The organism is Martinezella hainanensis (assembly GCF_900094555.1).
In the GTDB taxonomy this organism is placed as follows: Bacteria; Pseudomonadota; Alphaproteobacteria; order Rhizobiales; family Rhizobiaceae; genus Rhizobium; species Rhizobium hainanense.
On sequence record NZ_FMAC01000001.1, the window covers coordinates 1,105,952 to 1,126,841 of the forward strand.

Annotated in this window: 20 protein-coding genes and 1 tRNA gene; 13 read left to right on the top strand and 8 right to left on the bottom strand. The window is 60.2% G+C overall.

The features are described 5' to 3' along the window. Positions 1–70: 70 nt before the first annotated feature. Positions 71–928 carry a LysR family transcriptional regulator gene (locus GA0061100_RS05375; protein ID WP_075851633.1) on the bottom strand — a complete coding sequence of 286 codons (858 nt, stop codon included), beginning with the start codon at positions 926–928 and terminating at the stop codon, positions 71–73. 109 nt (positions 929–1,037) lie between these two features. Here GA0061100_RS05375 and GA0061100_RS05380 point away from each other — a divergent pair, with 109 nt between their 5' ends. Continuing rightward, on the top strand, positions 1,038–2,063 hold the full coding sequence (locus GA0061100_RS05380; RefSeq protein WP_075851634.1) for a bile acid:sodium symporter family protein: 1,026 nt from the start codon (positions 1,038–1,040) through the stop codon (positions 2,061–2,063). A 132-nt stretch (positions 2,064–2,195) separates the two neighbouring features. Here GA0061100_RS05380 and GA0061100_RS05385 read toward each other — a convergent pair whose 3' ends face one another. Further along, complete coding sequence (locus tag GA0061100_RS05385) at positions 2,196–2,660, bottom strand: Hsp20 family protein (RefSeq protein WP_075851635.1); 465 nt, start codon at positions 2,658–2,660, stop codon at positions 2,196–2,198. Positions 2,661–3,072: 412 nt separating this feature from the next. Next, entirely contained in the window at positions 3,073–3,489 is a 417-nt protein-coding gene (locus GA0061100_RS05390) for a DUF2000 domain-containing protein (protein ID WP_075851636.1), read from the bottom strand. 131 nt (positions 3,490–3,620) lie between these two features. Here GA0061100_RS05390 and GA0061100_RS05395 point away from each other — a divergent pair, with 131 nt between their 5' ends. From GA0061100_RS05395 to GA0061100_RS05405, 3 genes are all read left to right on the top strand, one after another. Further along, positions 3,621–4,100 (top strand): Lrp/AsnC family transcriptional regulator, encoded by a 480-nt coding sequence (locus GA0061100_RS05395; protein ID WP_075851637.1) that lies wholly within the window; start codon positions 3,621–3,623, stop codon positions 4,098–4,100. Between the two features lie 108 nt (positions 4,101–4,208). Further along, positions 4,209–5,276 (top strand): cyclic nucleotide-gated ion channel, encoded by a 1,068-nt coding sequence (locus GA0061100_RS05400; RefSeq protein WP_075851638.1) that lies wholly within the window; start codon positions 4,209–4,211, stop codon positions 5,274–5,276. Between the two features lie 129 nt (positions 5,277–5,405). Next, entirely contained in the window at positions 5,406–6,380 is a 975-nt protein-coding gene (locus GA0061100_RS05405; RefSeq protein WP_075851639.1) for an alpha/beta fold hydrolase, read from the top strand. A 5-nt stretch (positions 6,381–6,385) separates the two neighbouring features. On the opposite strand, the gene hisN is transcribed toward GA0061100_RS05405, so the two are convergent. Both hisN and GA0061100_RS05415 read right to left on the bottom strand, forming a co-directional pair. Next, positions 6,386–7,159, bottom strand: coding sequence for a histidinol-phosphatase (gene hisN / locus GA0061100_RS05410; RefSeq protein WP_075851640.1), 774 nt, complete (start codon positions 7,157–7,159; stop codon positions 6,386–6,388). A gap of 334 nt (positions 7,160–7,493) precedes the next feature. Continuing rightward, entirely contained in the window at positions 7,494–7,997 is a 504-nt protein-coding gene (locus tag GA0061100_RS05415) for a YcxB family protein (protein ID WP_075851641.1), read from the bottom strand. Positions 7,998–8,132: 135 nt separating this feature from the next. On the opposite strand from GA0061100_RS05415, the gene GA0061100_RS35520 reads away from it, so the two are divergent. After that, positions 8,133–8,216 (top strand): hypothetical protein, encoded by an 84-nt coding sequence (locus GA0061100_RS35520; RefSeq protein ID WP_083961272.1) that lies wholly within the window; start codon positions 8,133–8,135, stop codon positions 8,214–8,216. Here GA0061100_RS35520 and GA0061100_RS05420 read toward each other — a convergent pair. Then, a complete protein-coding gene (locus tag GA0061100_RS05420) occupies positions 8,183–9,082 on the bottom strand; it encodes an N-formylglutamate amidohydrolase (RefSeq protein WP_244557761.1) in 900 nt (299 codons plus the stop codon). The two genes, GA0061100_RS35520 and GA0061100_RS05420, sit on opposite strands and share 34 nt — an antisense overlap. Positions 9,083–9,354: 272 nt before the next feature. Here GA0061100_RS05420 and cpdR1 point away from each other — a divergent pair, with 272 nt between their 5' ends. Together cpdR1 and GA0061100_RS05430 are read left to right on the top strand one after the other, a co-directional pair. Next, entirely contained in the window at positions 9,355–9,717 is a 363-nt protein-coding gene (gene cpdR1 / locus GA0061100_RS05425) for a response regulator CpdR1 (RefSeq protein WP_004117561.1), read from the top strand. Between the two features lie 83 nt (positions 9,718–9,800). Then, positions 9,801–9,875, top strand: a tRNA-Val gene (locus tag GA0061100_RS05430). 138 nt (positions 9,876–10,013) lie between these two features. Here GA0061100_RS05430 and GA0061100_RS05435 read toward each other — a convergent pair. Beyond that, complete coding sequence (locus GA0061100_RS05435; RefSeq protein WP_075851642.1) at positions 10,014–10,325, bottom strand: hypothetical protein; 312 nt, start codon at positions 10,323–10,325, stop codon at positions 10,014–10,016. A 213-nt stretch (positions 10,326–10,538) separates the two neighbouring features. On the opposite strand from GA0061100_RS05435, the gene GA0061100_RS05440 reads away from it, so the two are divergent. After that, positions 10,539–10,784: a hypothetical protein gene (locus GA0061100_RS05440; protein WP_075851643.1), complete on the top strand. Its 246-nt coding sequence runs from the start codon at positions 10,539–10,541 to the stop codon at positions 10,782–10,784. 171 nt (positions 10,785–10,955) lie between these two features. Then, positions 10,956–11,426, top strand: coding sequence for a hypothetical protein (locus GA0061100_RS05445; protein WP_075851644.1), 471 nt, complete (start codon positions 10,956–10,958; stop codon positions 11,424–11,426). Positions 11,427–11,459: 33 nt separating this feature from the next. On the opposite strand, the gene GA0061100_RS05450 is transcribed toward GA0061100_RS05445, so the two are convergent. Beyond that, positions 11,460–11,711, bottom strand: coding sequence for a hypothetical protein (locus GA0061100_RS05450; RefSeq protein WP_075851645.1), 252 nt, complete (start codon positions 11,709–11,711; stop codon positions 11,460–11,462). Between the two features lie 418 nt (positions 11,712–12,129). Between GA0061100_RS05450 and GA0061100_RS05455 the strand changes: the two genes are divergently transcribed. The 4 genes from GA0061100_RS05455 to GA0061100_RS05470 all read left to right on the top strand — a co-directional run bounded on the left by GA0061100_RS05455 (position 12,130) and on the right by GA0061100_RS05470 (position 20,889). Further along, a complete protein-coding gene (locus tag GA0061100_RS05455) occupies positions 12,130–13,230 on the top strand; it encodes a DUF475 domain-containing protein (RefSeq protein ID WP_075851646.1) in 1,101 nt (366 codons plus the stop codon). Positions 13,231–13,526: 296 nt separating this feature from the next. Then, a complete protein-coding gene (locus tag GA0061100_RS05460) occupies positions 13,527–14,954 on the top strand; it encodes a mannose-1-phosphate guanylyltransferase/mannose-6-phosphate isomerase (protein WP_075851647.1) in 1,428 nt (475 codons plus the stop codon). A 183-nt stretch (positions 14,955–15,137) separates the two neighbouring features. Continuing rightward, on the top strand, positions 15,138–18,458 hold the full coding sequence (locus GA0061100_RS05465; RefSeq protein WP_075851648.1) for a transglutaminase family protein: 3,321 nt from the start codon (positions 15,138–15,140) through the stop codon (positions 18,456–18,458). Positions 18,459–18,471: 13 nt separating this feature from the next. Next, positions 18,472–20,889 (top strand): circularly permuted type 2 ATP-grasp protein, encoded by a 2,418-nt coding sequence (locus GA0061100_RS05470; RefSeq protein ID WP_075851649.1) that lies wholly within the window; start codon positions 18,472–18,474, stop codon positions 20,887–20,889. Position 20,890 lies beyond the last annotated feature (1 nt).

Below are 20,890 nucleotides of genomic sequence, written 5' to 3' on the forward strand. Positions count from 1 at the left end.
AAAATAAACTCTGCCCCCATCCACATGATCGGAAATGAATTTTAACAATATCTGATGGACTATTTCGCCATTAGCTTGATCGCGGTCCCCTGACCTTCGCGAGTATATCGTCCGAGAGTGCCTTGACCAAAAGCTGGTCCGCGCCCTTGCGTGGCACGAGCACGAATTCAACATCTTCGAGAACGGGCAGCCAGCCCGGCGCAATCTCCGTCAATCCGGCAGGTGCGGTGCTCTTCGGCTGGACCAGGACGCCCATGCCGGCGCGCGCCGCTGCCGTCAAACCGCTGAGACTGCCGCAGGTGCAGACGATCCGCCACGGCATCTGCTGCCGGCGCAGCGCCTCCAGCGCCACCGCACGCGTGACGCTCGGGGTGGGAAAGGCGATCAGCGGCAACGGTGCAGCCAGCTTGCGAATACGCTCCGGGTCGCGCGCCAGCCAGACCAGCGGCTCGCGGTAGACGAGCTTTCCCCTGATATCGCCGAGCCGGCGCTTGGCGAGCACGAGATCGAGATCGCCATTGTCCTGCATTTCATAAAGCGTACCGCTGAGCGCCACCGTCAGCTCGAGATCGACGGACGGATGCGAACGGACGAACTCCTCCAGTACATCGGGAAGCTGACTGGTGACGAAATCCTCGGAAACGCCCAGCCGGAGACTGCCGCGCAGGCTGTTGCCAGCAAAGAGCTGCCGCACCTCGCTCTCGATCGACAGCATCTGCCGCGCATGGCCGAGCAATGCCTCGCCATCGCCAGTCAGCACCACGCGATGCGTATCGCGCGCCAAAAGCTTGCGCCCGAGTTCGGCTTCCAGCCGCTGTATGTGCTGGCTGACGGTCGATTGCCCAAGCCCGAGCCGTTCCGCCGCCAGCGTGAAGCTACCCAGCTGCTCGACGGCGACGAAGCTGCGCAACTGCGTGAGATCCAGCATTGCTTATCCTATATTACGATAACTGTTATTCCTTGCATCGTGGATCACAATAGGTCTATCTGCAAGGGACTAATCATGACGACTTGCAAATGCGATTGGGGTAGGCACGATGCGCCGCTTTCTTCCAGACACCTTCACCATGCTGCTGGTGCTTACCGTTCTGACGGCATCCTTCTTTCCGGTGCAGGGGGCAAGCTCCCACTATTTCGGCATTGCCACCAACTTCGCCATTGGCCTCTTGTTCTTCCTGCATGGCGCGCGCCTCTCGCGCGATGTCGTCATCGCCGGCATGCTGCATTGGCGGCTGCACCTCGTCATCCTGTTGACGACCTTCGGCATCTTTCCGCTGCTGGTGCTGGCCATGGGCCATATCGTCCCGGACAGCATTCTGCCCGTATCGCTCTATACCGGCATGCTGTTTTTGAGTGTACTGCCCTCGACCGTACAGTCCTCCATCGCCTTCACCTCCATCGCCGGCGGCAATGTGCCGGCCGCGATCTGCTCCGCGTCGGCCTCGAACATCTTCGGCATGTTCCTGACGCCGCTGCTCGTCGGCATCCTCTTTTCGGTCGGCGGCCAGGGCGGCGGCTTTTCCTGGGATGTTCTGTGGCAGATCATGCTGCAACTGCTCGCTCCCTTCATCGCCGGCCAGCTGCTGCAGCCGTGGATCGGCGACTGGATCCGCTCGAAGAAGAAGATCCTGATGCCGGTCGATCGCGGCTCGATCCTCATGGTCGTCTACTCCGCCTTCAGCGAGGCCGTGGTCGAAGGTCTGTGGCACACCTTTTCCGTACTCGATATCGTCACGGTCATCATCGCAAACATGGTGCTTCTGGCGATGGTGCTCTGCATCACCATGTTCGGCAGCCGCGCTCTTGGGTTCGAAAAGGCCGACGAGATCACCATCACCTTCTGCGGCTCGAAGAAATCGCTGGCAAGCGGCGTGCCGATGGCCAACGTCATTTTCGCCGGCCAGGGCATCGGCGCGATTGTGCTGCCGCTCATGCTGTTTCATCAGATCCAGCTGATGACCTGCGCCGTGCTTGCCCAGAAATATGCCGATGCCGCCAAGCGGCGCGAGGCTGCGAAGGCACAGGCGGGCACGAAATCGGGCGAAGCAACCAACGCGGCCTAAGCCTTCAAGGTCACGACAAAACAAAAGCGGCGCCCGAATGGACGCCGCTTCTTTTTGATCTTGGGAGGATCAAAGGCGTGACGGCCTAAGACCGTCAGCCCGGGCATGACGGATTAAGGCCGTCAGCCCGCATTAGTTTATGTGTGCCTCGATGGCCTTCGGGGTTTCCACGGCCTCGGCCGCAATGGAGATCCGGCGGGGCTTCATGGCTTCCGGAATGTTGCGCAGCAGATCGATGTGCAGCAAACCATTCTTCAGGGAAGCAGCCTGGACCTCGACATGATCGGCGAGCTGGAAGCGACGCTCGAAGGCGCGCTTGGCGATGCCGCGATAGAGATATTCGCTGGTTTCAGCCGGCTCTTCGCTCTTTTCGCCCTTGACCTGAAGGACATGGGCATGGGCCTCGATGCTCAGTTCCTTTTCATCGAAACCGGCAACGGCCATGGTGATGCGATAGGTGTTTTCACCCGTGCGCTCGATGTTGTAGGGCGGATAGGTCTGGGCCTGATCCGGCTGACCAAGGCTGTCGAGCATGGTGAAAAGGCGGTCGAAACCGACGGTGGAACGGTAAAGGGGAGAGAAGTCTACGTGACGCATGGAGTCCTCCTGTGAGCGACAATTGCGATTTCAATCTTTGTCCCATGACCCCACTCCTGGCGGCCTCGGGACGGTTCCGCGAGCCCGTTTGGCACCCGCGAAAAAGAGATGGGGATCGCTTTTCCGGAGTTCAAGCCCCCTGCACCGCTGCCCCTGTTTTGCAGAAAATCACTGCGTGAACCGCAGATGAACGGCTGGTTCGGAACCCGTTCAGGCTGGCGGGCCTATCGTCCAAACCATCGGAACACCATCGTCCGATGACTGAAGTGTATCGTCCCTTCTTCTTCAGTCCTTGCTCGGCCGGCGAAGCGGATCTCTCTATCTCCGCAAGCCGGCCTTTTTTCTTTTGGACCGGCCAGGCCATTCCAGGAAAGTGTGAAGCGCTTTTCCGTCCGGAATTGCGTCAAACTAGCTAACGCAGCAACTTCAGCGAACCGGTGAGCGACTTCACCCATTTCGACGGGCCGGCTATTCCCAGACCATCGATCACCTCTTCGGCAAGATCGCGACCGGGAAATGTAGCCTCATATTCCCTGTAATCGTGCAGAGACCGCGCGAAAGCCGGAAAGACGACGACGGCTCGCTCTCCTTGCTGCGGCAGTGCCTTCAAAAGCAGCGATCTGATGGCGTCGGCATCGGCTTGCAGCATCGGAACCGGCAAGTTCGAGCTGATGTCTATCGCCCGCTCTTGCCGGTCAGCCAATTGTTGTGCCGCAAGGGCGGGAAAGCGAGCGCCCAACCCAATCGCGATGGCACCTGCGGTATTCGCGATCAGCCCGAGCGGCAGTGCTGGATTGATGACGATGGCAAGACGGATATCGGGGAGCATGTGAAACCTTTTATTGTTGTCGGCATGATCCGCAGAGTATCTCCAATATCGAGAGAATTCTTACCTTTCATTGCGTAAAATCGATGATAGAAGGTAGATATTACCCATATTGCATTTCATCGAGGCCATATATGCCCGCAACGCTCGAACCCATCGACCTGAAAATTCTCGGCGCGCTGCAAAAGGACGGGCGTCTGACCAACCAGGCGCTGTCGTCGGAAGTCGGGCTTTCGACCTCACCATGCTGGCGGCGCGTGCGCCAGCTGGAAGAAACCGGCGTGATCCAGGGCTATGCGGCTGCTCTCGACAGGCGTCAGATCGGCCTCGGCGTCCTTGCCTTCATCCGGGTGAAGATCGACAGCCACAGTGAGGCGGAGGCCGAGGAATTCTCGCGCGATGTGCTGAAGCTCAGCGAGGTCGTCGCCTGCTACAGCATCGCCGGCGACGCGGATTTCCTGCTACAGGTCGTGGCCGCCGATCTCGACAGCTATGCCGATTTTGCCATGGCGGTGGTGCGCCGCCTGCCGCGCATCAAGGAGATGCAGACGACGTTCGTGCTCAAGGAGATCAAGCCTTTCAAAGGCTTTCCGCTTGATGTCGGCCAACGATAACATCGGAAGGCGCTAAATATCGTCTGTTGGCCATGTCCGGCCGGCTCTTTACGTTTGGACGGAAGGCATCCTATTCTCAGATAAATGGCGGCCCACCCGGGGTAATGAATGTCGGCGCTTCCTTTCTCGAAGATTCTCACATCGCTGAACGCGGTGCTCGCGGCAGTCGGTCTATTGACGGTGGCGGCGCTGACGACGCCTGACATCAGCGGAGAGACCAGGCTCGCCTTGCAGATCCTGCTCATCTGCGTATGGGCGGCCTATGTTTTCCAATTGATCGAGACTCTGGTCATGCAGCAGGCGAAGGACGTTCGCGGCGCGGGGGTCGAAATCGCCGTTGATGTCCTTGCCGTTTTAATCCCCTTGGTGGCTTTCCTTTTCATCCGCGGGCGCGACCAGAGCCTCTATTGCGCCATCTGGCTCTTGAAGCCGCTGCGCGGCTCCACATTCTTCCGGCTGCTGGGCCGGGTGCTGACGAAAGAGGCGCGCAACCTGATCGGCGTCACCTCGATCTTCGGCATCGTGTTGTTCGTCGCCGCTCTTGCGGCCTATATCATCGAGCGCGACGTCCAGCCTGACAAGTTCGGCAGCATTCCGCTCGCGATGTGGTGGGCCGTCACTACGCTCTCGACCACGGGCTATGGCGACGAGATTCCGCAAAGTTTCGCCGGCCGCATCCTGGCCGGGCTGGTCATGATGAGCGGAATCGGCATCTTCGCGCTCTGGGCCGGTATCCTTGCCACTGGTTTCTACGAGGAAGTCCGTCGCCAGGATTTCGTGCGCAATTGGCAGCTGGTCGCAGGAGTTCCGCTGTTTCAGAAGCTCGGCTCCGGCGCGCTCATCGAGATCGTGCGGGCGCTCAGACCCCGTGTCGTACCGGCCGGCGGCATCATCTGCCGCAAGGGCGAGGCTGGCGACCAGATGTATTTCATCGTTGAGGGCCGCGTCAGCGTCGCCACGCCGAACCCGGTGGAGCTCGGCTCCGGCAGCTTCTTCGGCGAGATGGCCCTGATCACCGGCGAGCCCCGCTCGGCAACCGTCAGCGCCGCGACCGAAGTCTCGCTGCTGTCGCTCTATGCTTCGGATTTTCAAATGCTGTCGAGCAGCAGCCCGGAGATCGCCGAGATCATTCGCAAAACCGCGCTGGAACGGCGCGGTGCGACACCGAAGAGCTGATTCGGGCGATCTTCATGCCGTCAGTCCTTGCGCGCATCGTTCGGAGAAAAGCCATAAACCTGTTGCAATTCCATGGGGCTGCGCTATCCCCTTGAGATGAGACATCGGTCAGCGAGGCGCGACACCGTCATGGATTCGATCCTCTATTCCACGGCAGACAATCCGGTGCCTGAAAACCGCACCGAAGGGTTCTTCGAAAGCTTCGATGGACGCAAGCTGCGTTATGCCGTCTTCCGCTGCGAGCAGCCGGTCGCCAAGGGAACCGTTGTTCTGCTGCAGGGCCGCAACGAATTCATGGAAAAATATTTCGAGACAATCCGCGATCTGACGGCCAAGGGCCTTTGGGTCGCGACCTTCGATCTGCGCGGTCAGGGCGGATCGGAACGGCTGCTGAAGGATCCCTTGCGCGGCCACATCGGCCGCTTTTCTGACTATGAGCGCGACCTGAACGCCTTCCTCGACAAGATCGTCCTGCCGGATACCCGCCTGCCCTTCTTTCTCCTTGCCCATTCGACCGGCGCGCTGATCGCCCTGTCCGCCGCCCCGAGGCTTGCGACCCGTATCGACCGCATGGTGCTGTCAGCGCCCTTCATCGGCCTCACCGGTCACGGCGCCTCTCCCGGCCTGATCCGCTTCATCTCCGGCACGGTCAGCAACATCGGTCTCGGCCGCATACAGTTCAGCAAGAAGTTCAAGGAGAAATCCTTCGCCGACAATCCGCTGACGACGGACGAACAGCGCTACCGGCGCAACATCGGCATCGGCATCACCTATCCGCAGCTTTGCCTGGGACCGCCGACGGCGCGCTGGCTATCGCAGGCCTTGCGGGCGATCGAGCGGGTCAACATGCCGGAACATTTGTTTTCGATCCAGATCCCGACCGTCCTGATCGCGCCGACGCGCGATGGCGTCGTGCCCTATGCCGATCAGGAGCGGCTGTCGCGCTATTTCCGCGCCGCACAGCTGGTGCCGGTTCACGGCGCCAAGCATGAAATCCTGCAGGAGCGCGATATCTATCGCAATCAGGCGCTCGCCGCGATCCACGCCTTCATCCCAGGCAGCGACGCGGAGACCAATGCCTATGAGATCGAAGCGGAGGCCTGAACGGCTTAGCGAGACAGAACAGCCAGGGCCTGCTGGTAAACCGCGCGGCTGCCGGCTGCAATGATCGTTCCGCCCATCTCGGGACGACCGCCATCCCAGGTGGTCATGATGCCGCCGGCTTGCTCGACCACGGGAATGATGCCGCCGACATCATAGGGCTTCAGCGAATTCTCGATAACAAGATCGATATGGCCCGCCGCAAGCAGCGCATAGGCATAGCAATCGCAACCGTAACGGAAGAGCCGGACCTGGCTCTCGATTTCGCGATATTTGGCAAGCTCATCGCCGACGAAGAGATGCGGCGACGTGGTGAAGAGGATCGCGTTGGAAAGATCGCCGCAATCGCGGACCTTGAGCCGCCTCTCACCATCCGGACCGGAATAGGTGGCGCCATTGCCATCGGCGAAATAGCGCTCGCCGGTGAAGGGCTGGTCGATCAGGCCCATGGTGGCGCGGCCGTTCTTCTGCAGGCCAATCAGCGTTCCCCACACCGGAACGCCCGAAATGAAGGCGCGCGTGCCGTCGATCGGGTCAATCACCCAGACGTGCTCGCGGTCGAGCCCGACATTGCCATGTTCTTCGCCGAGAATACCATGATCGGGAAATTCGGCCTCGATCAGCGCGCGAATCGCCTCTTCTGCGGCACGGTCGCCTTCCGTCACCGGATCGAAGCCCATGGCCTCCTTGTTGACCACATCGATGCCGGCACGGAAGCGCGGCAGGGTTTCGGCCTTGGCCGCTTCAGCCAGACGATAGAAGAACGAGCGATCGGGAAGCATGGTGAATCCGGATAAGTGGCGGGATGGCGATGTCATAACGCATATAAGCCGTGAAGCAAACCGGATGATGACGCGCTGGGCGTAATGCCTGCAGATAAGGCAGGATTTCCGAATCTGCCTAAATATTTTGCACTGCAATAAAATGCTTGACATTTGTGCAATGCGGTAGCAACATCCGCCTGCAGTCTTCTGACTGTAAATACCCTCCTTGGGTGTTTCCTCCCTAGACTTAGCCGCGCCACAAGCGCGGTTCTTTTTTTGCCGGGGAAATAGCACGGCAGACGCAAAGCTGATTTCGCCCTCGGCGCGCAAGGCCGCTCGCTTCCTTCACGATCTAGGTCTTTTGCCGCACCGCAATCGGCACTTTGGATCGCAGAAAGTCGCGGTCATCGGCTGATAGCGTTCGGAGGGGTAGCGTCATGAACTGGTTTGAAGCCGTAAATATCATCCAGTAGGCCGGCCGCTCCCAAATCTCGGTGACGCCGGACCATGGAATTCTCGCCGACCCCAATTCGGATGCCACCTCAAGCCCTTCATCAAGAAACATGAAATCCGCTCGACGGCTCGTCATCCTGCGGAATTTTCCCACTGTGTTGCGATGATGCGCAACCCACATTGCGATGGTCAGGCAAGGAGGAAGAATGGCGATAACGCTGACGACACCAAACAGCCAACCCTGCTCCCCCCTCAAAGGCAGCCAAATGAGGAGAGCAATCAACACAACCTCTGCCGCCCATAATCCTTTCTGACCGACGATCCCCCGCCGCCAAACAAAAGTCCTGACAGCGTCACGCACAATTTCGTCGGTGTAGGTGACCTCAACGGCGCCCCTATGCATCAACCCTCGCTACATTTCACCTTGTCGCAAATGCTCCGCCTTCCGCGGCGCCCCAGCATCCAATGCCCGCGTCAGCGCATCGGCTGATTTGCGCGCATATAAAAATCTGCCTGTTTCTAAAGCTTAAGGTTTGAGTTGTCTTTCCCGCTCGCGTCCTTCGGTAAGCCCCGGCGCAAAAACACCCGCTATTCCGCCGCCAGCGCCGGATCGCCCGTATAGGATTCGACGTGCTCGGCCATGCGCTTCATGAAAAGCGTGATGCCGGCGGCGACCTTGTCGAAATCCGGGCGTTTTTCAAGTGTCGTCTCATCGACATAAAGCGAACGGTTGACCTCTATCTGCAGGGCATGCAGCCCGCGGGAGGGACGGCCGTAATGTTCGGTAATGAAACCACCTGCATAGGGCTTGTTGCGTACCGCGTTGAAGCCGAGTTCCTCGAGGATCTGCATGGCCGCGCGCGACAGCTCGGCCGAGGCACTGGTGCCGTAACGATCGCCAAGAATGAAATCCGGCCGCATGTTGCTGCCGGCGATACGGATATTGCCCGGCATGGAGTGACAATCGACCAGCACGCCGAAACCGAATTTGACATGGGTGCGCGCAATCAGCCGCCGCAGCGTGGCATGATAGGGCTTGTAGATGGTGTCGATTCGCTTCAGCGCATCTTCCACCGGCACACGCCGGGCATAGATTTCCATGTTTTCGGCAACGATTCGCGGGATCGTGCCAAGACCGCCAGCGACCCGCAGCGAATTGATGTTCGCATAGGATGGCAACGCACCGTCGAACATGCGCGGATCAAGCTCATAGGGCTCGCGATTCACGTCGATATAGGCGCGCGGAAAATTGGCAAACAGAAGCGGCGCACCGAGAGAGCTTGCCGCCGAAAAAAGCTCGTCGACATAATGATCCTCAGAGCGGCGGATGGCGATGCCCTGCAGGCGGGATTGGGCGACGAAATCGGGGGGATAGATGCGACCACTATGAGGCGAGCTGTAGACAAACGGTATCGTCTGGGAGGCGGGCTCCAATACCTCGAAAATCTCGAAACTACGCATTTCCGCGGACATAAACGTCTTTACCATGTCAACAACTTGTCGCAGCAATCATGTTGCCAGTTGCATGACCGCAAGTCCATAGTAACTTGAGCAAAATGGCCTTAATCCAAAACACCGTATTCGGAATCTCGGATGTATGGTCAGCGAAAACGCAAGACGTTTTCGCTGAATGCACCTATGCTTCGAACAAATGCTCGAATGGCGCGTTTTGGCTGACCATTCACGGCTTGTTTACGGCGTCGCGGTACCCTAAACGCTGGACGAGTCCAACAAGACAAAGTTGATTAGCGATAGAGATGATGACCCAGAAGATACTTCTTGCCGAAGACGACAACGACATGCGTCGCTTTCTCGTGAAGGCACTCGAAAAAGCCGGCTACAAGGTCTTGTCCTTTGACAATGGAGCCAGCGCTTACGACCGGCTGCGCGAAGAGCCGTTCTCGCTGCTTTTGACTGACATCGTCATGCCTGAGATGGACGGCATCGAGCTGGCGCGCCGCGCCACCGAGCTCGACCCCGATCTGAAGGTGATGTTCATCACCGGCTTTGCCGCCGTCGCTTTGAACCCCGATTCGAAGGCGCCGAAGGATGCCAAGGTCCTTTCCAAGCCTTTCCACCTTCGCGAACTCGTCGACGAAGTCAACAAACTCCTTGCTGCGTAAGGCTTCTGGCGGCCTCGTCACAAAACCGAAAAAAGCCTATTGACGGCAACCAAGGTTTTGTGATCTATGCGCCGCCATCGGATGGGCGTGTAGCTCAGCGGGAGAGCACTACGTTGACATCGTAGGGGTCACAGGTTCAATCCCTGTCACGCCCACCATCCTAATTCGCTGAAAAGCAAGGCCTTTCGAGAAATCGAAAGGCCTTTTTCATTTCCTGCCGTTTGACCATGCCCATGCTTGGCGCAGAGATTTTTGCATTGCCAGGGTGTTCGCCAAGCGGCAACGGTTGTTGACCGTCACCGATCCAGAAAATGCCGGAACACTGCCGTCGTCGGATAGGCATAGACGCCACGATCGACGAAGCCCTGGCGGTAGAGGCAATCCCGCAATGCCAGCCAATAAAGCGTGCTGTTCGCATCCGGCGATCCGCGCCGCCAGGAATAGGCTTCGGGCTCGCAACGATTGAGCGCCCTGTCGTATCTTGCCAGCACCACCGGATCGCTGTCGGCGCGAATGCCGCCGTGGTAGGTCTGATAATTCGAAGGCGCCTCACCGGCAGAGACGCATGCCAGGCTCAAAATCGCTCCCAGCGCTAACATCATTTTCATGTGCTTCGATCTCCAACTAGCCGCGTCCCGAAAAATTCGAGCGCAGGTCGAGAATAGTAGTCTTTTGAAAGATAGCCAATCACATGCTGCTGTTCGCTGCGATTGCGAGTTGAACGAAGCCTGCGACACAAGTTCCTGCCACAAGCCGCTTGACTTCCGGCCGCGCCGTCATCCTACTGTCATATCAGCGCATCGATCATACGGGAGGACGAGATGACGGTGGTGAAGCGGCAGTTCTACAAGAACCACAAGCCCAACGGCGATGAATATATGTTTCACCTCGCCCGCGACACCGAAAGCGGCGAGGTCTACGTCATCCGTCAGGCGGATTATACCGTCGACGGCGGCAGCGAGAAGAGCATGACCCTCTATGAATTCCTGGCCGGGGGCGGCAACCGCCAGAATGCCCTGCTGCAGTTGATCGGCTCGCTCGTCCCGGAAGCGGCTCAACAACATTAGAGCGTGTGGCGCAAGAACCGTGGATGGCCTTGCGACAGCGAGACGTGAAACGCTGAAATCGCCCGGCGTGAATCCGGGCGATTTCAGCGGGCTTCGGGTTTGAGCCCCGCCTCGGGTTGACTGCCACATTTGGATCGGCGAATTTGCTTGGGCTTGAAAGGAGCCCCTCTTATGCGATTCGCAGGCATTGCTTTTGGATTGACCGCCTTGGCCGCCACCTCAGCCGGTGCGGTAGAAAATTTTCCGTCGCAAGGCGTTACCGTCGTCAGCGGAAAATGTGCCAAACTCGTGGTCGGCAAGGTCGATGCCTCCAAAGGGTGCAAAGCCGAAATCGCCAGCGTGACCGGCCCCGACGGATCCGTGACCTTCATCTTCACGTCCGGCGGCAAGATGCTTGGCTTCCAGGGCAACGGCAAGGGCATCAAGGCAGGCAGCCAGAAGGGAACAGCGCAGCTGCCGATCGACGTCATCTCGACGGGTGCGGGCAACAAGATTTCCGGCAAAGTGGAGGCAAAAGGCGCCTGCACCTTCGCCAACCCCTATGCCGGCAAGCCGATCGCCATCGAATGCTCGGCGAAATCGACCGAAATGAGCTTCAACGGCAGCTTTACATCCGACGGCAAGGCACCTCGCCACAAGTAGCGGCCATTCCCGCACGCACGGCCAATATCCGAGTTAGTGCCGCGGCTGGTTCTTTGGCTTCCGGCCATGATTGGCATCGGCCGGCGCCTCGCGCGACAGGTCTGCGCCATTGACATGAGCGGGAACATGCACATCCTCATGTGTCACGGGATGCAGGGTGAGATCCACCTGATGCGGCGGCAGAACCTGAGCTTGGCGTAACGTATTCGGCCGCGCCTTCTTCTGCCGCTCCGTCAGTTCCGGTTTTTGCGTTTGCGACTTGCGGTGAATGGGTGTCGGGCTCATCGGAGCTTCTCCTGTCTGTCGATATTGTCGGATGATGATCCGCCTGTGGTGTCCAAGCGGTGGACGGCTCAAGATCGCCTTGAGGGCAAACGCAGCCCTTTCTGTTTGGTTCCTCCAATTCTCGCTATCAAGGACAGTTGTTATCGCCGCGATTTCAACTCTTGACCTGCATCGCAACTTGACTAACTATGGGCTATCTCCGCGCCTCCCTGACATCGGCGACGGATTGAACTTTGGTGCCGGGCCCCTCTGGCGAGAGTTTTCACGGCGCTCTCGCGATGTCGGTACCGCCTGCAGATGAGCCGGCGGACATCGTTTCCATGATCAGCTTGACCATGCCTCACCCGCATGCCGTCTTCGGTATGCGGCTATGTGCGCAATCCGGATGGATTCACACCCCTTGCGGCGAGGCGCGCCCATGAGCTCGCCCACCGCTTCAAAATCCGTGCTCGGCTATTTCGGCTGGGCTTTTGCCGTTACCATCGGCGGCCTTGCCCTCGGCGCTCTGCTCGGCTGGAACACCACCGGCACCTTCAGCGGCCTTGCCACGGCTTTCTTCATCTGTGCCGTTCTGGCCGTCCTCGAAATCTCGCTTTCCTTCGACAATGCCATTGTCAATGCCAACAAGCTGAAGGAGATGACGCCGGTCTGGCAGCATCGCTTCCTGACCTGGGGCATCATTATCGCCGTCTTCGGCATGCGGATCGTCTTTCCGCTGGCGATCGTCGCTATCGCCGCCTGGATCAACCCCTGGGAAGCGTTGAAGCTCGCCGCCACCAAGCCCGAGCAATATGCCGAGATCATGCAGGCGGCACATCTGCCGATCGCTGCCTTCGGCGGCACCTTCCTGATGATGGTGGGCCTGACCTATTTCTTCAATCACGAAAAGGACGTGCACTGGATCAGCTTCATCGAGAAGCGGATGGCGCATTTCGCCACCGTCAAGGGCGTGGAGATCGCCTTCGTGCTGATCATGGTTCTCATTTTCACCTCGGTACTCGATGGTGATGATGCCACGACCTTCCTGCACGCCTCGATCTACGGCCTCCTGACCTTCCTGCTCGTGGAGGTTCTGGCGGGCTTTCTGGATGCCTCACAAAGGACGATGAGTGCAGCGGCAAAGGGCGGTTTCGGCGCTTTCCTCTATCTCGAAATCCTCGACGCCAGCTTCTCCTTCGACGGCGTCATCGGCGCCTTCGCCCTTACCCAGAACCTCTTCATCATCGCGATCGGCCTCGGCATCGGCGCCATGTATGTCCGTTCCATGACGATCATGCTGGTGGAAAAGGGCACCCTCGCCCACTATCGCTACCTCGAGCACGGCGCCTTCTATGCCATCCTGATCCTTTCGGTGATCATGTACGTGCAGACGCTGACGCATATCCCGGAAGTCATCACCGGCCTTGGCGGCGCGGCTCTGATCGGCATCTCGCTCTGGTCCTCCATCCGGTACAACAGGCGCAATGGCCTCAACCATGCGCCGGTGCACGATGAACAGCACGACAGGGCAGAAGCTTAATCTCCGACATGACGATGATCATTGCCGTGGCCTCGCTGGCCTATGGCGGATCTTGAGAGGCAGAGTCGCTTCTATCGATTCTGCCTCTCTCCTTCGGAAAAGCGCGTGCGGTCGGCTTTCATCGTGATTTCCGCGCCAAGATCGCCGAATGTTTACGCTGCTGGCATATTAGCGCTAGCGTTTTGCCAAAAAATATCGCAATGGCGATGAACGTTGTCGAGGGAGCATGACGGAAAGCGCAGCGGTTGTGCTTTTGACGATCCGCTCTCGGTTGAAGTGTCTAGGAGAGGCAGAGTATGGCAGCAAAGATCGTTCCGGTGATCATGGCAGGAGGCAAGGGTACGCGGCTGTGGCCGCTGTCGCGCGCTTCCGCCCCGAAGCAATTCATCCAGTTCATCGGCGACAGGACGCTGTTTCAGAACACTTTGGAGCGTGTAGCCGATCCGGAGCTCTACGAAGCGCCGATCGTCCTGACCAATGAGGAATTCCGCTTCCTCGTCGCAGAGCAGGCCCGCGAACTCGACCTGAAGCTCGCTGCCGTGCTGCTGGAGCCGATCGCCCGCAATACCGCCGCCGCCGTCGCCGCCGCCGCCGTACTCGTTACCGAGCTCTTCGGCAAGGACGCGATCATGCATGTGCTCGGCTCCGACTACGAGATCGACGCCAATACGACCTATTACGATTGCGTTCGTCTCGCGCGCGATACCGCCCTTCAGGGCAAGCTCGTCACCTTCGGCATCAAGCCGACGGAGCCGGCGACCGGCTACGGTTATATCGAAAGCGGCAAGGCGCTTGCGACCGGCGCTCATGCGGTCAAGCGCTTCGTCGAGAAGCCTGCCTTGGACAAGGCCAAGGAGATGGTTGCCAGCGGCCATTTCTACTGGAACTCCGGCATGTTCATGTTCTCCGCCGCCCAGCTTCTCGCCGAGATGAAGGAATTTGCGCCCGACGTCGAAAAGGCTGCCAGCAAGGCCGTCTCCAAATCGACGCGCGATCTGGATTTCACCCGCCTCGACGCCGACAATTTCTCCAAGAGCCCGGACATTTCCATCGACTACGCGCTGATGGAAAAGACGGCCAATGCCGCCGTCGTCCCCTCGCCCTTCACCTGGTCCGATCTCGGCAGCTGGGATGCGGTCTGGAAGGTTGGCAGCCGTGACGAAAGCGGCAACGTGTCGGCCGGCGCCACGACGCTGGTCAACACCAAGAATTCGCTCGTCATGTCGCACAGCCTTCATGTCGCCGTGCAGGGCCTTGAGGACGTCGCCGTCATCGCCAGCGAAGATGCGGTCTATGTCGGCCATCTCAAGGACAGCCAGGAAGTCGGCAAGCTCGTCAAGCTGCTGGCGAGCGAGAAGAAGACGGCCAAACTCACCGAAACGCATCCGACTTCTTACCGCCCCTGGGGCGGCTATACCTCCGTGCTGAACGGCGAGCGCTTCCAGGTGAAGCGCATCTTCGTGCTGCCGGGCAAGAAGCTGTCGCTGCAGAAGCATCACCATCGCTCCGAGCACTGGATCGTCGTCAAGGGCACGGCGGAAGTCACTGTCGGCGAAAACGTGCAGATGCTGCGCGAAAACGAGTCGGTCTATATCCCGCTCGGCGAAGTGCATCGCCTGTCGAACCCTGGCAAGATCCTGCTGGAGCTGATCGAAGTGCAGACCGGCTCCTATCTCGGCGAAGACGACATCATCCGCCTCGTGGACGAATTCGGCAGAAGCTGATTGCAAGCAACCAGATCAAGATTTCAGAACGGCGGGCGAAAGCTCGCCGTTTTTGTTTCGGCGTTACACGGCAGGACTTTTCGAAGCGCTGGGAGACACCTTGCTTTCTTTCGCTGCATTGCACACACTACCCCAAGGGAACAGCAATCACCGCACAACGATGCGGATTAGGCGAAGAGACATATGGCGATCAAGGCGAGCATCTATCATCTCACCCATTACATCTACGACAATCCGGTCCGCCTCGGCCCCCAGATCATCCGCCTGAAACCCGCTTCGCATTCCAAGACCCGCGTGCTCAGCCACGCGCTCAAGGTTACGCCGTCGAACCATTTCGTGAACCTCCAGCAGGACCCCTACGGCAATTATCTCGCCCGCTTCGTCTTTCCCGATCCGGTGACCGAACTGAAGATCGAGGTCGATCTCGTCGCCGATATGACCGTTTACAATCCCTTCGACTTCTTCGTCGAAGAGGAAGCCACCAAATGGCCCTTCGATTATCCCGAGACCATCCGCGAGGATCTATCGATCTATATGAAGCCGGAGGAGCCAGGCCCCAAGCTGAAAACCTTCCTCGCGACGCTCGACCGTTCCGAACAAAAGACCGTTGACATGATCGTCGGCCTCAATGCTCGCTTGCAGCAGGAGATCGGCTACGTCATCCGCATGGAAGCCGGCGTACAGACGCCCGAAGAGACGCTGGAAAAAGCCAAGGGTTCCTGCCGTGACACGAGCTGGCTGCTGGTGCAGGTGTTGCGTCACCTCGGCCTTGCTGCCCGTTTCGTCTCCGGCTACCTCATTCAGCTCACGCCTGACCTGAAGGCGCTCGACGGCCCCTCCGGCACCGAGGTCGATTTCACTGATCTGCATGCCTGGGCGGAAGTCTATCTTCCCGGCGCCGGCTGGGTCGGCCTCGACCCGACTTCGGGCCTGCTCACCGGCGAAAGCCACATCCCGCTCGCGGCCACGCCGCACTACCGCAATGCCGCACCGATCTCCGGCGGTTATTTTGGCGAGGCCAAGACCGAATTCGATTTCGACATGAAGGTCGCCCGCGTCGCCGAGCATCCGCGCATCACCAAGCCCTTCTCCGACGAAAGCTGGGATGCCTTGAACGCGCTCGGCGAAAAGGTCGACGCGATCCTCAAGCAAGACGACGTGCGCCTGACCATGGGCGGCGAGCCGACGTTCGTGTCGATCGACGACTTCCAATCCGACGAATGGAATACGGCTGCCGTCGGTCCGACCAAGCGCGAAAAGGCCGATACGCTGATCCGCCTTCTGCGCGAACGCTTCGCGCCGAACGGCTTCCTGCATTACGGCCAGGGCAAATGGTATCCCGGCGAAAGCCTGCCGCGCTGGACCTTCTCGCTCTATTGGCGGCGCGACGGCCGACCGATCTGGTCAAACCCCGATCTGATCGCCGATGAGGGCCGCAATTATAGCGTCACCGAAGACGATGCCGGCCGTCTGTTGACGGCGATCGCCGGCGAACTCGACATCGACCCTGACTACGTGTCCCCCGCCTTCGAAGATCCGGCCGAATGGCTGGTGAAGGAAGCAAATCTACCCGACAATGTCGACCCTTCGAACTCGAAGCTGAAGGACCCGGAGGAGCGCTCACGCATGGCCCGCGTTTTCGAGCGCGGCTTGACGCGCCCGACGGGCTATATCCTTCCCATCCAGGCATGGAATGCACGCGCCAGCGGCGGCCGCTGGACGAGCGAGAAGTGGCGCACGCGCCGCGGCCGCATCTTCCTGACGCCCGGCGACAGCCCGGTCGGCTATCGCCTGCCGCTGAATTCGCTCGGCTGGATACCGGCATCGCAATATCCCTACATCAACCCGATGGACCCTACGATCCCGCGCGACGCGCTGCCGGATTACAACGAGGACAAGGGCCGGCCGCTGCAGGCTGCCCATTTCCAGCCCTTCACCGGCCAGCAGCCGATCATGCCGCAATCCCTCGATGAGATCGGCGGCTATGTCCGCACGGCCATCAGCGTCGAACCGCGAGACGGACGCCTCTGTATCTTCATGCCGCCGACGGTCAGCGTCGAGGAATACCTCGATCTCGTCGCCTCGGCCGAACGCGCCGCGGCCGCTCTGAATTTGCCTGTGCATATCGAGGGCTATCCGCCACCGCAGGACGAGCGCATCAATGTCATCCGCGTCGCTCCAGACCCCGGCGTGATCGAGGTGAACATCCATCCTGCATCAAGCTGGAAGGAAGCCGTCGATATCACCACGGCGGTTTATGACGAGGCACGCGCCAGCCGGCTGGGCACCGACAAGTTCATGATCGACGGCCGCCACACCGGCACCGGCGGCGGCAACCATGTCGTCGTCGGCGGCCGCAGTACCATGGACAGCCCGTTCCTGCGCCGTCCCGACCTGTTGAAGAGCCTGGTGCTGCACTGGCAGCGCCATCCCTCGCTCTCCTATCTCTTTTCCGGCATGTTTATCGGTCCCACAAGCCAGGCGCCGCGCATCGACGAGGCCCGCCACGACAGCCTCTATGAACTCGAAATCGCGTTGGCCCAGGTGCCGGCGCCGGGCCGCGGGCTGCAACCGCTTCCGTGGCTGGTGGACCGGCTCTTCCGCAATCTTCTGACCGATGTTACCGGCAACACCCACCGCTCGGAAATCTGCATCGACAAGCTGTTTTCGCCTGACGGACCGACGGGACGTCTCGGTCTTGTCGAATTCCGCGGCTTCGAAATGCCGCCGAATGCTCGCATGAGCCTTGCCCAGCAATTGCTGGTGCGCGCGCTCATCGCCCGCTTCTGGCGCAATCCGATCGATGGCCGATTCGTGCGCTGGGGCACGACGCTGCATGATCGCTTCATGCTGCCGCATTACATCTGGCAGGATTTCCTCGACGTACTCTCGGATCTCCGCGAAAACGGTTTCGACCTGCGGCCGGAATGGTTCCAGGCGCAGCTCGAATTCCGCTTCCCCTTCTGCGGCGAAGTCGAGTATGAGGGCAGCAAGCTGGAGCTGCGCCAAGCGCTGGAGCCGTGGCATGTCATGGGCGAAGAAGGTGCGATCGGCGGCACCGTCCGTTATGTCGATTCGTCGGTCGAGCGACTGCAGGTTCGCTTCGAAACATCAAATCCCTCCCGCTATATGGTAACCTGCAACGGCCGCCCTGTGCCGCTGACGCCAACGGGAATGGCGGGTGTCTCGGTCGCCGGCGTGCGCTACAAGGCATGGCATCCGGCCTCGGGCCTGCACCCGGTTCTGCCGATCGATACGCCGCTGACCTTCGATATCTATGATACATGGTCGCAGCGCTCGATCGGCGGCTGCATCTACCACGTTGCCCATCCGGGCGGCCGGAACTACGACACATTCCCCGTTAATGGCAACGAGGCGGAAGCGCGACGTCTTGCGCGTTTCGAGCCTTGGGGGCATACAGCGGGTGGCTATGCCGTAAGACCGGAGACCGCATCGGTGGAATTCCCGCTGACGCTCGATCTCAGGCGACCGGCAGGAATTTGAGACGGAACCATGCATGGGTAGAAAACCGGCGACGGAACGACGGGATGAGGTAAAGACCGGCACTGCCAAGGCGCCGGCCTTTGCCTATCGTCCCTTGCCCGGTGTCGCCGACGAAATGGTCGACAATACCGGCGCTGTCCGCCCAGTCTGGCAAAACTTCCTCTCCGCGCTGACGCGCATGACGGAAGAGGAATTGACCGAGCGCTTCGCCCGCGCCGACCGCTATCTGCGCGACGCCGGCGTTTTCTATCGGGCTTATGGAACGACAGGTGTCAGCGAACGTGGCTGGCCCATTTCGCATATTCCCGTGCTCATCGACGAACGCGAATGGCAGGCCCTTTCCGAAGGCCTGCAGCAGCGCGCCGATCTATTGGAATCGATCATCGCCGACATCTATGGTGATAGCCGGCTGGTCAGCGAGGGATTGCTGCCGCCTGCCTTGATTGCGGCCAATCCGGAATTCCTGCGCCCGCTGGTCGGCGTCAATCCGGCAAGCGGCCATTACCTGCATTTCCTGGCGTTCGAAGTCGGCCGCGGACCCGATGGCAACTGGTGGGTGCTCGCCGACCGCGCACAGGCACCGTCCGGCGCCGGCTTTGCACTGGAAACCCGCGTCGCCACTACCCGCGCCTTCTCTGATATCTACGCCGAAACCAAGGTCCATCGCCTCGCCTCCTTCTTCGGTGCTTTTCGCGATGCCCTGCTGGGTGGCAAGCGAAGCGGCGAAGGGCGCGTCGCCGTCCTGACGCCCGGCCCTGCCAACGAAACCTATTACGAACACGCCTATATCGCCCGCTACCTCGGCTTCATGCTGCTGGAAGGCGAGGACATCACCGTCGTCAACGATCAGCTGATGGTGCGCACCGTTGCCGGCTTGCGGCCGATCAGCGTGCTCTGGCGCCGCCTCGATGCCGCCTACGCCGATCCGCTGGAACTCAACCAGCATTCCCATATCGGCACGCCCGGCATGGTCGAGGCTTTGCGGGCGCAAACGGTGACGATCGTCAACGCGCTCGGCTCTGGCATTCTCGAGACGCGCGCCTTGCTCGCCTTCATGCCGACCATCTGTCGGCACTTGCGCGGCGAGGAATTGAAGCTGCCGTCGATCGCGACGTGGTGGTGCGGCCAGAAGAGCGAGCGGGAACATGTCGCCGCCAATATCGAGAAGATGGTCATCGGGCCGGCCTATTCCCGCATGCCCTTTTTCGACGACAACGGCCAATCCGTGCTGGGTTCGACCTTGCGCAGCACCGCCCGGGACTCGATCGCGGATTGGCTCGCGACCGAAGGGCAGAAGCTCGTCGGCCAGGAGGTCGTCACGCTATCGACGACGCCGGCCTGGGTCAACGGCAAGCTCACGCCGCGTCCCATGAGCCTGCGCGTCTTCGCCGCCCGCACCGACAATGGCTGGCAGATCATGCCGGGTGGTTTCGCCCGCATCGGCAGTGGTGACGATGTCGCGGCCATTGCCATGCAGGCCGGCGGCTCGGCGGCCGACGTGTGGATCGTCTCGGACAAGCCCGTCGAAGCCCATACGCTGCTGCCGGCCGAAGAGACCTTCACCCGCAACATGCCGGGCAGCCTGCCGAGCCGAGCCGCCGACAATCTCTTCTGGCTTGGCCGCTATATCGAGCGCGCCGAAGGCGCCTTGCGCATCCTGCGCGCCTGGCATGGGCGTTTTGCCGAAGCGGCCGATCCGAACCAGCCGCTACTTGCCGATGTCAGTGCTTATCTTGCCGCCATCGACATCGACACCAAGCAGGCGGTGCCGGAAACCCTGCTGCGCAACATCGATAGCGCCGTCTATTCGGCAAGCAACATTCGCGACCGCTTCTCGCCTGACGGCTGGCTTGCCCTGAACGACCTCGCAAAGACGGCACGCCGCTTCAAGGAAGGCGTCAAGCACGGCGATGACGCCAGCCACGCCATGACGATCCTGCTGCGCAAGCTCGCGGGCTTTGCCGGTCTCGTGCATGAAAACATGTACCGCTTCACCGGCTGGCGCTTCCTGTCGCTCGGCCGCTATATCGAGCGCGGCCTGCACATGACGCGGCTGCTCGGCCACATGTCCGGTCCCGATGCGCCCGATGGCGCGCTCGACATGCTGCTTGAGATTGGCGACAGCGTCATGACCCATCGCCGCCGCTACAACGTCAATACGGCACGCCTGACGGTGACGGACCTTTTGGCGCTCGATCCGCTCAACCCGCGCTCGATCCTCTTCCAGATGAACGAGATCCACCGCGAGGTGGAGCAGCTGCCGAACGCTTTCGTCAACGGCCAGATGTCGCCCTTCTACCGCGAGGCCATGCGGCTGCATTCGGGATTGGCTGTCATGACGCCGGAAACCATGACTGTCGAAGTCTACCAGCAGCTGGCGCGCGAACTGGAGCGGCTTTCCGACCTGCTGGCACGCACCTATCTCGGATGAC